Origin of the sequence: Vibrio penaeicida (assembly GCF_030689305.1) — a bacterium.
In the GTDB taxonomy this organism is placed as follows: domain Bacteria; phylum Pseudomonadota; class Gammaproteobacteria; order Enterobacterales; family Vibrionaceae; genus Vibrio; species Vibrio penaeicida_B.
Window position 1 is genome coordinate 280,013 of record NZ_JAUYVM010000007.1, and the last position, 13,179, is coordinate 293,191.

At 45.8% G+C, this 13,179-nt stretch carries 13 protein-coding genes; 12 read left to right on the forward strand and 1 reads right to left on the reverse strand.

Going from position 1 to position 13,179, the window contains the following annotated elements; all coding sequences use genetic code 11:
* Positions 1-327: 327 nt before the first annotated feature.
* The 10 genes from Q8W40_RS13605 (at position 328) to rplI (ending at position 9,566) form a co-directional block, all read left to right on the forward strand.
* A complete protein-coding gene (locus Q8W40_RS13605) occupies positions 328-1,968 on the forward strand; it encodes a chitinase (RefSeq protein ID WP_101114148.1) in 1,641 nt (546 codons plus the stop codon).
* Positions 1,969-2,179: 211 nt separating this feature from the next.
* Positions 2,180-2,758 carry an aminodeoxychorismate/anthranilate synthase component II gene (locus Q8W40_RS13610; protein ID WP_305397786.1) on the forward strand — a complete coding sequence of 193 codons (579 nt, stop codon included), beginning with the start codon at positions 2,180-2,182 and terminating at the stop codon, positions 2,756-2,758.
* 349 nt (positions 2,759-3,107) lie between these two features.
* A complete protein-coding gene (locus Q8W40_RS13615) occupies positions 3,108-4,319 on the forward strand; it encodes an aspartate aminotransferase family protein (RefSeq protein WP_305397787.1) in 1,212 nt (403 codons plus the stop codon).
* 94 nt (positions 4,320-4,413) lie between these two features.
* A complete protein-coding gene (astA, locus tag Q8W40_RS13620) occupies positions 4,414-5,433 on the forward strand; it encodes an arginine N-succinyltransferase (RefSeq protein ID WP_126610177.1) in 1,020 nt (339 codons plus the stop codon).
* 27 nt (positions 5,434-5,460) lie between these two features.
* Entirely contained in the window at positions 5,461-6,921 is a 1,461-nt protein-coding gene (gene astD / locus Q8W40_RS13625; RefSeq protein ID WP_305397788.1) for a succinylglutamate-semialdehyde dehydrogenase, read from the forward strand.
* A gap of 135 nt (positions 6,922-7,056) precedes the next feature.
* The gene (locus tag Q8W40_RS13630; RefSeq protein ID WP_305397789.1) at positions 7,057-7,848 is read left to right on the forward strand and encodes a DUF1338 domain-containing protein; all 792 of its coding nucleotides are present in this window, start codon (positions 7,057-7,059) and stop codon (positions 7,846-7,848) included.
* A 260-nt stretch (positions 7,849-8,108) separates the two neighbouring features.
* Positions 8,109-8,525, forward strand: coding sequence for a 30S ribosomal protein S6 (gene rpsF / locus Q8W40_RS13635; RefSeq protein WP_126610180.1), 417 nt, complete (start codon positions 8,109-8,111; stop codon positions 8,523-8,525).
* A gap of 8 nt (positions 8,526-8,533) precedes the next feature.
* Positions 8,534-8,836: a primosomal replication protein N gene (gene priB, locus Q8W40_RS13640; RefSeq protein WP_101114160.1), complete on the forward strand. Its 303-nt coding sequence runs from the start codon at positions 8,534-8,536 to the stop codon at positions 8,834-8,836.
* A gap of 16 nt (positions 8,837-8,852) precedes the next feature.
* Complete coding sequence (rpsR, locus tag Q8W40_RS13645; RefSeq protein ID WP_000090471.1) at positions 8,853-9,080, forward strand: 30S ribosomal protein S18; 228 nt, start codon at positions 8,853-8,855, stop codon at positions 9,078-9,080.
* 33 nt (positions 9,081-9,113) lie between these two features.
* Positions 9,114-9,566 carry a 50S ribosomal protein L9 gene (gene rplI / locus Q8W40_RS13650; RefSeq protein WP_104400154.1) on the forward strand — a complete coding sequence of 151 codons (453 nt, stop codon included), beginning with the start codon at positions 9,114-9,116 and terminating at the stop codon, positions 9,564-9,566.
* 105 nt (positions 9,567-9,671) lie between these two features.
* On the opposite strand, the gene Q8W40_RS13655 is transcribed toward rplI, so the two are convergent.
* Positions 9,672-10,430: a DUF481 domain-containing protein gene (locus Q8W40_RS13655; protein WP_305397920.1), complete on the reverse strand. Its 759-nt coding sequence runs from the start codon at positions 10,428-10,430 to the stop codon at positions 9,672-9,674.
* Positions 10,431-10,679: 249 nt separating this feature from the next.
* Between Q8W40_RS13655 and Q8W40_RS13660 the strand changes: the two genes are divergently transcribed.
* Both Q8W40_RS13660 and alr read left to right on the forward strand, forming a co-directional pair.
* Complete coding sequence (locus Q8W40_RS13660; RefSeq protein ID WP_104400165.1) at positions 10,680-12,083, forward strand: replicative DNA helicase; 1,404 nt, start codon at positions 10,680-10,682, stop codon at positions 12,081-12,083.
* 18 nt (positions 12,084-12,101) lie between these two features.
* Positions 12,102-13,178 (forward strand): alanine racemase, encoded by a 1,077-nt coding sequence (gene alr, locus Q8W40_RS13665; protein WP_305397922.1) that lies wholly within the window; start codon positions 12,102-12,104, stop codon positions 13,176-13,178.
* Position 13,179 lies beyond the last annotated feature (1 nt).

Here is a 13,179-nt window from a genome sequence, read left to right on the forward strand (position 1 = left end):
GAAAGACGTTGAGTTAGGTGCAGATAGATCATTGGTTGTGTTCTCCGCTTCGACCTCTATCCTTACTCTCATTTCACACGTAAAAAATAAGGTCTTTTGCATGCAGCTCAAACTGTGATCTTGCCATATAAATTTAGTTGTTTACCAAACCTGTGATTTTCTTGATTAGTTGCTCAATTCCAATGTAGCAAGTTGGTGTGCGGTTTTCATATGGTAGAAGTGACTCGGAATAATCAATTGTACTTATACATTTCACTGCGATTAACTAAATAGGTGACTTATCATTCTGTCGATTCCCTACATTTTTATGGAGCGAGAGGAATAAGAATGAAAACCAAACGTTACCTTTCAGTATTAATTGGCGGTTTATTGTCGGCAAATGCATTCGCGGCAATGAACATCCAACCGGACCCTACAAATCCTACTGGCTACATCATTTCACGTGCAGATATTCAAGCGGTTGAAAACTCAATCACTGTCGATCCAATGTATGACATCTGGTCTAAAGCATTGGAGACGCGTCCAAATACGGTAGTTGAAGCTATCCTACCGGGACTAGCAAGCAACCCAGAAAACGTTAAGCGTGTAGAGCGCGTATTCCCTCAAGCTGAGTGGGATTTCCTAACGGGTATGGCTGCTCCAGAATACACTTACACGCGTTTCTTGCGTGCGATTGGTAAATTCCCTGCGTTCTGTGGTGAGTACACAGATGGTCGTGATTCTGATGCGATTTGTAAGAAATCCATCGTAACGGCATTTGCTCATTTTGCTCAAGAAACCGGTGGTCACATTGCAATCGACAATGTTTCTGACAACCCTCTGGCGCTAGAAGAGTGGCAGCAGGCTTTGGTTCACGTACGTGAAATGGGCTGGGCTGAAGGTCAAGAAGGCTACACTACAGGTTGTGGTCAAAACGATTGGCAAAACGCGCGTTGGCCGTGTGAAGCGGGTCAGGGATACTTTGGTCGTGGTGCTAAACAGCTTTCTTACCACTTTAACTACGGCGCATTCTCTGAAGTAATGTTTGACGGTGATGCGACAGTATTATTGAAAAACCCAGCTCTAGTTGCCGATTCATGGTTGAACCTAGCTTCTGCAATCTGGTTCTTCCTGACTCCTCAAGCACCGAAACCAGCCATGTTGCATGTCATTGACCGCACTTGGGCTCCGTCTCAGCGTGAAGCAGCAGCAGGTATCGGCTATGGCTTTGGTACAACCATCAACGTTATCAATGGCGGCATTGAGTGTGGTGAGCAGAACAAGACAAAAGGTCAGCCTGTAAACCGTATTCGTTACTGGGAAGGTCTTGCTGCGCATTACCAAATTCCAGTCGAAGCTGATGAGAAAAACACGTGTTATCAGCAGACTCCGTACGGAAGCCTGAACCTAAATGGTGCTACTGATGTGCTTTACACAAACTGGGATGGTAACTGGAAATACCATGCAGATCGCCCTGGCGGTTTCTCATTTGAGTGTGAGCTAGTTGGTTTCCAAACGGCGTACTCAGCACTTGTACCGGGTGACTATGAGAAGTGTGTAACGAACTTCTACGGCTCACATGCGACGTGGCCTCAAGTACGTGTAACAGATAAGCCAATTCCGGTTGAACCAGGAACGGGCGTAGAGCCACCAGTTAATGGTGTTGCGGGTTGGGAAGCCACTAAGGTTTACAACCGAAATGATAAAGCAGCTCGCAAAGGTGTGGTTTACCAAGCGAAGAACTGGTCACAAGGGGATGATCCTGCACTAGGTGGTCCTTGGGTAGTCGCTGACGGAACAACAACGCCGCCAACGACTCCTCCTACAAACCCAGGTGGTTTCATTCAGTGGGAAGCAGGTGTAAGTCAGGTTGCTGATGGCGACAAGGTGACTCACGCTGGTAAATGCTTTATTGCCAAAAATGGCCCAGGTGTGTGGGAAACGCCACTGACCTCTAACCATTTCTGGGATGAGATCGCGTGTAAGTAATCTTACCTGAATCTTTTAAAGCCTCAGCGTTTGCTGAGGCTTTTTTTATTCTTAGAAAGTAAGGGGTAATCGCGACCTGTTAATGTCGCTTTACAGCTTGAATATTGACAATTTCATCTTATGAACAATTTTCACTTGCCTTTCATCGCCTCTGCTGCACAATACCGCCCTTAAGTTACATAGCCAATCATCCATGTAAACGACGTTCCCTATGCTGTTAATCATCGATAATTACGACTCTTTTACCTACAACCTATACCAGTACTTCTGTGAGCTGGGTGCGGATGTAAAAGTTGTGCGTAATGATGAAATCACTTTAGACGAAATCGAGTTACTGGCGCCGTCGCATTTGGTTATCTCCCCTGGCCCTTGTACCCCGAACGAAGCAGGAATTTCCTTGAGTGCAATAGAGCACTTTGCAGGAAAGTTACCTATTTTAGGTGTATGTCTTGGTCATCAAGCTATTGCTCAAGTTTTTGGTGGTAATGTTGTTCGAGCCAAAAAAGTCATGCATGGGAAAACGTCCCCAATTCAACATATCGATATTGGCTTGTTCGAGCAGTTGAATCTGCCGTTAACAGTGACACGTTATCACTCTCTTGTGGTTGAAACCGAAAGCCTGCCCGATTGCTTTGAAGTGACAGCATGGACACAGTCATCGGATGGGAAGTTTGATGAAATTATGGGCTTTCAACATAAGACGTTACCGATTGAAGGCGTTCAATTTCACCCAGAATCCATCAAAACGGAACAAGGTCACGAGTTACTGGCGAACTTTTTGCGACGGTAAACCCTGCTTAGGGTCACTTTTCCTAACATTTTTCTGAATTATTTTTCTATCCGCAGTCTATGCAAAACTATTCGCAATACGATTCTCTTGTTTGCGTAACCCTACTATCTATATATGGTTAACCTCAGCTTATTTTACCCATAAGTATAAATTGCTTCATAAAAGCGGTTTGCTCGTGCATAAATAATCATGCGAGAGCTGGGGTGGCGTGTTGTTTGCTCAGTAAAAAGAACAAATCACTATTGAAATAGTTAAATTAATGTAAATACAATGTTTGAGCAGTAGAAAATGCCATTGGGTATTTGAACTTACTAATGCTGATTACATTGGGATCGAAATGGAGTATGTGATGACAATGGAAAATAAAGTAGAACGCAGCTGGTTTAACGACGTAATGGTACCTTGTTATAACCCGATGGAAATCATTCCGGTTCGAGGAGAGGGTGCCAGAGTTTGGGACCAAGCCGACAAAGAATATATCGACTTTGCTGGTGGTATTGCTGTGAGCTGCTTAGGGCATTGTCATCCAGCGATGGTTTCTGCACTAACAGAACAAGCGAATAAAATTTGGCATCTCAGTAATGTGATGACTAACGAACCCGCGCTTCGCTTAGCGAAAAAACTGACCGAAGTCAGCTTTGCTGAGAAAGTGTTTTTTGCCAATTCAGGTGCAGAAGCAAACGAAGCAGCGCTGAAATTAGCGCGCCGTTGGGCAGTGGATACGCATGGTGAAGAAAAGTCTGAAATCATCGCATTCAAACAAGGTTTCCATGGTCGTACCTTCTTCACTGTAACAGTGGGTGGTCAAGCGGCGTATTCTGACGGATTCGGTCCTAAACCAGGTGATGTCACTCACTTGCCTTACAACGATGTAGAAGCGTTGGAAGCACATATTTCAGAACGTACTTGTGCCATCATGATGGAGCCATTGCAGGGTGAAGGTGGAATTATCTCGCCAACCCCTGAATTTGTGCAAGCGGTGCGCACCTTGTGTGACAAGCACAACGTATTGCTTATTCTCGATGAAGTGCAGACGGGCAACGGTCGTACGGGTGACTTTTACGCTTACCAAGGTCTTGGTATCACGCCAGATATTCTTAGCACGGCAAAATCACTAGGTGGTGGTTTCCCTGTCGGTGCGATGCTTACAACAACAGAATTGTCTAAGCACATGAAAATCGGCACCCACGGTTCAACCTATGGCGGTAACCCGTTGGCTTGTGCAGTAGCGGAAGCAGTGGTTGACGTTGTAAGCCAACCAGACGTTTTAGCAGGCGTAAAAGAGCGCGAAGCGCTATTCCGTGAAGGTTTGACTAGAATTAACAATAAGTACCCGATTTTCTCTGAAGTTCGTGGTAAAGGTTTGCTGCTTGGTGCAGCGCTGAACGAAGAGTGGCAAGGTCGCGCTCGTGATGTGCTTGTCGCAGCAGGGAATGAAGGGCTGATGGTTCTGGTTGCTGGTGCCAACGTCGTTCGATTTACACCATCTTTAGTGATTTCAAAAGAAGAAATCGAAGAAGGATTAGCGAGACTAGAAAAAGCCATCGCAAGCTTAGTTTAGGTTAAGTCGCTCGGTTCGAGTCAAGGTCGGGTGTTTATCACCCGACCTTTTCACTTCGAATGGGTTCTTACCATAGCATCTGGAGGGAGTTGTGATGCTTGTAGTTCGTCCGATAACAAAACAAGATTATGAGGCACTGCATACGTGTGCCGTCGAATCAGGACATGGATTTACTTCTCTTCCTGTCAACGAAGAATTACTCACCAATCGAATAGACCACTCTGTTTACAGCTTTGATAAGCCTGAAGTTAAAGAGCCCGGAGATGAAGGGTATTTAATGGTTGGTTTTGACAGTGAAACTGGGGAAGTAGCTGGGACAACCGGTATCGAGGCTTCGATTGGCTGGGATGTACCGTTTTATACCTATCACATCAGTAAAGTGGTGCATTCTTCACCCAAGCTTGGCGTCAATAATGTGGTGAAACTGCTGACATTTGGTAATAACTACACGGGTTGCAGTGAGATTTGTACCTTGTTTTTACGCCCTCAGTTTCGCAAAGGACTCAATGGGCGACTCATGTCCAAGTGTCGTTTCTTAATGATGGCGGAACACCCGCATCGATTCTCCGAAACTGTCTTTGCAGAAATGCGCGGCGTTTCCGATGACGAAGGTAATTCGCCATTTTGGCAATGGCTGCAAGAGCACTTCTTCTCTATTGAATTTACCATGGCGGACTATCTCACTGGGATAGGAAAGAAAGGCTTCATCGCCGATCTTATGCCTAAGTTACCAATTTACATCAATTTACTGTCGCCAGAAGCGCAAGCCGTGATTGGTAAAGTACATGACAACACACGCCCAGCGCTTCGTTTACTGGAGCAAGAAGGGTTCTCATGTCGTGGTTATGTCGACATCTTTGATGCAGGTCCATCGGTCGAGTGTGACTTGCGAAATATTGATTCGGTACGTCGCTCTTTTAGAGCCAAAGTGAGTGTTCAAGAACATTCCAGCGCCCAACAATATTTGATGTGTAATTCGTCATTTGAAGATTTTAGAGCCGTTGCAGGCGCAGCGGCATACGACAAAGCGTCGGACACCGTTTTACTGACACAAGACATTGCCAATGCATTGGAAGTCAAAGACGGCGAATACGTGCGTTTGCTCGCACAGTAACGTGAACATGAAAAAAGGAAAAGCAGTATGAGCACGCACTGGATAAATGGGTCTTGGGTTGATGGTTCAGGTGAAGAGCTGGCGTCAACTAGTCCCTACAATGGGGAAACGATTTGGCAAGGTAAAGGCGCAACAGAAGAGCAGGTTGAATCCGCAGTAAGCGCTGCCCGTGCTGCTTTCTTGCAGTGGAAGAAATTGCCTTTTGTCGAACGCGAAACCGTCGTACAGAAATTTGCTGAGTTAGTTAAAGAAAACAGCGAAGAAATCGCAACCATCATCGCGAAAGAAACCGGAAAGCCAATTTGGGAAACCCGAACAGAAGCGGGTGCTATGGCAGGGAAAATTGCCATTTCTATTCGTGCTTATCACGATCGTACTGGTGAAGCGCAAAGAGAAGCAGCGGGCAACCAAATTGTACTTCGACATCGCCCGTTGGGTGTGATGGCGGTTTTTGGCCCTTATAACTTCCCTGGTCACTTGCCTAATGGACATATCGTGCCTGCACTACTGTCTGGTAATACCGTAGTGTTCAAACCATCGGAGCAAACACCTTGGACGGGCGAGTTTGCGATGAAGCTTTGGCAGCAAGCAGGGCTACCTGATGGCGTGATAAATCTAGTGCAAGGTGCGAAAGAAACGGGCATTGCATTAGCAAATTCCAAGCAAATCGACGGTGTGTTGTTTACTGGCAGCGCGAATACTGGTCATGTACTGCATCGCCAATTTGCAGGTCAGCCAGATAAAATGCTGGCACTGGAAATGGGCGGCAACAACCCAATGGTCATAGCCGACCATTTTGGTGATGTTGACGCCACGGTATACACCATCATTCAATCCGCATTCATTAGTGCTGGTCAACGTTGTACTTGTGCGCGTCGTTTGTACGTACCTGTTGGGGAAAGCGGCGATGAATTGGTTGATAAGCTGGTGTCAGCAACGGCAAAAATCCGTGTCGACGAACCTTTCGCGGAACCTGCACCTTTTATGGGACCACAAATCTCCATTCAAGCGGCTGAAGGGATTTTAAGTGCGCAATCTCATCTACAAGGTCTAGGTGGTATCAGCCTGATAGAAGCGGAGTCAAAAGGTGAAGCGTTTGTTACGCCGGGCATCATTGACGTGACCCAAATTGCCGACCTGCCAGATGAAGAGTACTTCGGGCCGTTATTACAGGTAATTCGCTACGAAGGTTTAGAGTCTGCGGTCGAGATGGCAAACGACACTCGTTTTGGCTTATCTGCTGGATTGGTTTCCACGATGGACAGTGATTGGGATTACTTCGTTGAACACATCCGTGCCGGCATTGTAAACCGCAACCGTCAACTGACGGGAGCAAGCGGAGATGCACCATTTGGTGGACCAGGTGCGTCTGGTAATCTTAGACCAAGCGCTTACTATGCCGCGGATTACTGTGCTTATCCAATGGCTTCAATGGAAGGGCAAGAAACTTTGTTACCAGCCACCCTAAGCCCGGGTGTCGAGCTGTAATATTAGATAAACAAGGGGTTATGTTTCTATAGCCCCTTACCGTTCAAGTTAAAACAATAACAGGCAGTTAGCTAAAACTCCGTCACAGGCTCCAGTCACCTCTACCTGTCTTGGTAGTCCTAAAAAGGAGGCGTTATGTCGCCGGATACTTTGTTTGCTTCACTTTGGAATGATTACATTACCCGCCTTTGTCCTTCTGCTCAAAAGGTTCATGATTTACTGCAGGAAGATGAAGCTCTCATCAATGATCACATTGCTCTAAGAACTTTTGGTGTAGCACCATTGGGAATAGAAACGTTGGCCAAACCCTTTCTGGAACTCGGGTACACAGCGGCTGGCGACTATGTCTTTGAATCCAAAAAGTTGGTAGCAAAACACTTTGAACATCCAGATCCTAAGCAACCCAAAGTGTTTATCAGTGAATTGGAAGTAGAAAAATGCTCTCCTGAACTGCAAGACATTGTCGCGAGATTGCTTGATCAAGTGGATGCTACTCAGCTAGCAAGCAGTGAATTCCTACACAATGGGAAAATGTGGGATATCAATCATACCGACTATCGAGCGCTGGCAGCGGAAAGTGAATATGCGGCTTGGTTAGCGGCTCATGGATATGGTGCAAACCATTTTACCGTTAGTGTGAATCAGTTAAATCAATTTGAAGACGTCATTGATGTGAATAGCCATCTCAAAGAATCCGGCTTTACCATCAATGAGTTTGGCGGTGAAGTGAAAGGCTCTCCAGACGTGTTGTTAGAGCAATCTTCCACAATGGCGGATAAAGTCCCTGTCGCTTTTGTAGAAAGTTCGGAGGTTGTACCGGGAGGCTTTTATGAATTTGCCAAGCGTTATCCAATGGAAAATGGGGAGCTCTACTCGGGTTTCGTTGCCGCTTCTGCCGATAAAATCTTCGAAAGTACCGACAGCTAGTAACCACGCGTAATACTCTGAACTATCAAGGCATCGGCAACGTTTTCCGGTGCCTTTGGGGTGCGATTTTAGCGCCTGCTGGATATAAAAGTTTGAGTCTTACAAATATCTCTTCTAACGCTCTAAATTCCCCTTGCTCTTAGCGGTGTTTTTCTATACTATTTGCCGTCCTTAAAACTCGGTCATTTTTCTTTAGTTCCTTGCTTCCTCTGGACGACCGAGCCACTCGTGGAAGCTAATAATCCGTAAGGAGCAACCTAATGCGTCATTACGAAATCGTATTCATGGTTCACCCTGATCAAAGCGAGCAAGTTGCTGGCATGATCGAGCGTTACACTGGTTCTATCACTGAAGCTGGCGGTACTATCCACCGTCTAGAAGACTGGGGTCGTCGTCAAATGGCTTACCCAATCAACAAGCTTCACAAAGCTCACTACGTTCTTATGAACGTTGAAGCTGGTCAAGAAGTGATTGACGAGCTAGAAACTGCTTTCCGTTTCAACGATGCAGTTCTACGTAACATGATCATGCGCACTAAAGGCGCTGTGACTGAACAATCTATTATGCTTAAGCAAAAAGAAGAGCGTGCAGAGCGTGCTCCTCGTCGTGAAGAGCGTACAGAGCGTACAGAGCGTACAGAACGCACAGAAGCTAAACCAGAAGCAGCTGCTGAGTAATTCATTGCATGACCAATCGAATGGAGCTAAGTGGCACTGTCGCGAAAGCACCGATTCGAAGCCACAGCCCTGCAGGCGTCGCCCATTGCCGATTTTGGCTAGAGCATCGTTCTACAGTGCTAGAAGCGGATTACCCCAGACAAGTTTATTGTCGTATGCCGGTAATCATTAGCGGGCAAAGGTCACAAGAGTTAACTCAAGAACTCGTTATAGGCAGTCACATTAAGGTAAGCGGTTTTGTCGCTTATCAAACCAGCCGAAATGGCAATGGAAAATTAGTGTTACATGCCGAAAATATCACATATATTTAAGATCAGGAGATAGCCCATGGCTCGTTTCTTCCGTCGTCGTAAATTCTGCCGTTTCACTGCAGAAGGCGTACAAGAGATTGATTACAAAGACGTAGCAACTCTTAAAAACTACATCACTGAAGCTGGTAAAATCGTACCTAGCCGTATCACTGGTACAAGCGCTAAATATCAGCGTCAGCTAGCTCGCGCTATCAAGCGTGCTCGCTACCTAGCACTACTGCCGTACACTGACAAGCATCAGTAATCGGCACCGTCTATTTAGAAAGAGGATTAAACAATGCAAGTTATTCTACTTGATAAAATCGGTAACCTAGGTGGTCTTGGCGATCAAGTAAATGTTAAATCTGGTTACGCTCGTAACTTCCTTATCCCACAAGGTAAGGCTGTAATGGCAACTAAATCTAACGTTGAAATGTTCGAAGCTCGTCGCGCTGAACTAGAAGCAAAAGTTGCTGAGCAACTACAAGCTTCTGAAGCTCGTGCTGAGAAAGTTAACGCTCTTGAAGCAGTTGTTATTGCTTCTAAAGCTGGTGACGAAGGTAAACTATTCGGTTCTATCGGTACTCGTGACATCGCTGACGCTATCACAGCGGCAGGTGTTGAAGTAGCTAAGAGCGAAGTTCGCCTACCTGAAGGTGCTCTACGTAACACTGGTGAGTTTGAAATTAACGTACAACTTCACTCTGAAGTGTTCGCTAAGATCAACCTACAAGTTGTTGCTGCTGAGTAATTCAGTACCAAGCGATTTGAGAAAAGCTGGCTTAAAGCCGGCTTTTTTTATGTCTGTAGGTTTTGAATTAATGATTGCTTTGTATGAATGATTGTTCTGTATGCGTCAAAACTTGACCAACAGGTTAGCCGACACCACGGTATCCGTGTTACTTAAATCATTGGGAACGCGATCGAGATACTGCCTAGAGTGAGAAAGCTTAAGCGCGATGTCTTCCGTAATGGCGTTGGTAATACTGATTTCGTTATCGAAGCGTGTGTTGGATTTTCCGCTTACGATTAATAAGTCAGCACTGAGCGACAGCGCCGGCAACACTTTCCAGTCACCTTTGAAATGCCCTCGAAAGATAAACTCATCCACGTTGTCTGGGAAAATTAAGTCATCGTCATCCAACTCATCCAGATTAGGCTTTTGATGTCGATAACCTGGACCCAACTCCAAAGAGAGCTTTAAGTCATCCGTGTAGGTAAACTGATAACCGAGCCCGCTCGACCAAGTGTAATCCTTGAAATACGCACTGTATTTTGAGTCGATGCCTTTGAAGTTGGCGTAAAGGTAAGTACGAGGTGCGAGCTTATAGTCACTTTGAACTTGGTAGGTAGACTGTTTCTTGTCTTCCTTATCGTTTTTATTCAGTTTATAAAACTTCCATTCACCTGAATGTCGATGCCTTCCTTGCGTGTAAACCCCTTCCAAGCGGCTATTGAGAGATTCCGAATTGGAGTTACCACTGTGCGCTTGGTATCCGAATTCCACCTCTGTTTTCAAGGGAGATAAAGGCGACGTATCCGTGTCGGTACTTTCCTCTGCATAAAGGCTGGCATTAAATACCGCCAGACTAAGCACAAGCAAATTTTTCGACACTCAATACCTCTCTCATATTCTTATTTTATTCAACCATACACTTGGCTATATAGCGGCACGGTGCATGACATATGAGATTGTATTAATAGCCTTAAAGTCTCAGGTCAGGACTGTGTTAATTTCGTAAATTCTTCAAATCGGTGCCTTGTCTGAAAGTCAATTCATTCTCGCTGAACCGAGCATCTTGAGGTTACTTGGTTATAGAACTTAGCTATAATGAACGATCACGATAAGCTGTTGAGAACACCCATGCCAGATACCCGAGATAATCGTAATAAGAAGCCAATAGATAGCCAAGTTGACGCTATCAAAGTACCACCGCATTCGTTAGAAGCAGAGCAATCTGTTATCGGTGGTCTGCTTTTAGATAATGAACGTTGGGATTCGGTTGCTGAAAGGGTAGTGGCGAAGGACTTTTATAGCCGACCACATAGAATGATTTTTGAAGGGGTGAAAACCCTTTTAGAAGAAAACAAACCACTCGATCTAATCACCTTATCAGAATTCCTAGAGCAACGAGAAACCCTCGATGATGTGGGCGGTTTTGCTTATCTAGCTGATTTGGCGAAAAACACGCCAAGTGCCGCGAATATAAATGCTTATGCCGATATTGTTGCGGAGCGTGCACTGGTTCGAAACCTAATCGGTGTGGCGAATGAAATTGCTGATGCCGGTTACGATCCACAAGGACGCAGCTCCGAAGACCTTCTTGATTTGGCTGAGAGTAAAGTTTTCGCCATTGCAGAAGACAGAACCAATGAGAATGAAGGTCCTCAGAATGTCGATAACATTCTAGAGAAAACTCTGGAACGTATCGAAATCCTATACAAAACACCACAAAATGGTGTTACGGGTGTTGATACGGGCTTCAACGACCTCAACAAGAAGACGGCAGGTTTACAGGGGTCGGATTTAATTATTGTTGCGGCACGTCCATCGATGGGTAAAACAACCTTTGCGATGAACTTGTGTGAAAACGCCGCCATGGTATCTGATAAGCCTGTGCTTATTTTCTCGTTAGAGATGCCCTCTGAGCAAATCATGATGCGTATGTTGGCATCCCTTTCTCGCGTCGACCAAACAAAAATCCGTACTGGTCAGCTAGACGATGAAGATTGGGCGCGTATTTCTTCTACCATGGGTATTCTCATGGAAAAGAAAAACATGTACATCGATGATAGTTCTGGTCTTACTCCTACTGAAGTTCGTTCTCGTGCACGTCGTATTGCTCGTGAACACGGTGGCTTGTCACTTATCATGGTCGACTACCTTCAGCTGATGCGTGTACCCGCTTTATCTGATAACCGTACATTGGAAATTGCAGAAATTTCCCGTTCTTTGAAAGCACTAGCAAAAGAACTGAATGTTCCTGTTGTTGCTCTGTCGCAGCTTAACCGTTCTTTGGAGCAACGAGCAGATAAACGCCCAGTAAACTCAGATCTACGTGAATCAGGTTCTATCGAGCAGGATGCCGATTTGATCATGTTCATCTACCGTGACGAAGTGTACAACCCAGACAGCACGCTCAAAGGTATTGCCGAGATCATTTTGGGTAAACAACGTAATGGTCCTATCGGTTCCGTGCGACTGACGTTCCAAGGTCAATTCTCTCGCTTCGACAACTACGCAGGTCCTGCGTTTGATGATGAGTAATCTTCCCCTATGAGCTATATGAAAGCGGCATCCGCATGCATTGATCTTTCTGCATTGAAGCACAACCTGAAAATGGTGAAGCAGCGTGCGCCCAACAGTAAAGTTATGTCGGTGGTTAAAGCCAATGCTTATGGGCATGGCTTACTGAAAATAGCGCAAGCGGCCGTTGATGCTGATGCTTTTGGTGTGGCAAGAATAGAAGAAGCCCTGCAGTTGCGTGCTGGGGGGATTGTGAAACCCATATTGTTGCTTGAAGGCTTTTATTCCTCACGCGATTTACCGATATTGGTGACCAATAACATTCAAACAGTCGTGCATTGTGAAGAGCAGCTTGAAGCGTTAGAACAAGCGACGTTAGAAAACCCCGTCAAAGTGTGGCTCAAAGTAGACACAGGGATGCACCGCTTAGGCGTTCGCCCTGAAGTGTACTCTGAATACGTTGAACGCTTGAAAGCGTGCGACAATGTGGCTAAACCGCTGCGTTACATTAGCCATTTCGGGTGCGCAGATGAACTAGAAAACCCAGCGACTCAAGAACAAATCGACAGTTTTTTATTGCTGACCGAAGGCTGCAAAGGAGAAAGAACCTTAGCTGCATCTTCAGGGTTGTTGGCTTGGAAAGACAGCCATCTCGACTGGGTTCGCCCAGGTATTATTATGTATGGTGTGTCTCCGTTTGCGGATAAAAGCGCAAATGAGTTGGGCTTTAAACCAGTAATGACACTGAAATCGCATTTGATTGCGGTTCGCGACCTCAAAAAGGGCGAACCCGTTGGCTACGGTGCGATTTGGCACAGTGAACGTGACACCAAAATTGGTGTAATAGCGATTGGCTATGGTGATGGATACCCAAGAACTGCGCCTGCTGGTACACCGGTATTGGTGAATGGTCGACGTGTATCGGTGGTGGGGCGAGTCTCCATGGACATGCTGACCGTCGATTTGGGAGCGGATTGCCAAGATAAAGTCGGCGATGAGGTTATTTTGTGGGGGCAAGAATTGCCTTCAGAAGAGGTCGCGCAACACATTGGCACAATCGCTTACGAATTGGTGACAAAGCTGACATCGCGTGTTGCCATGGAGTACATGGACTGAG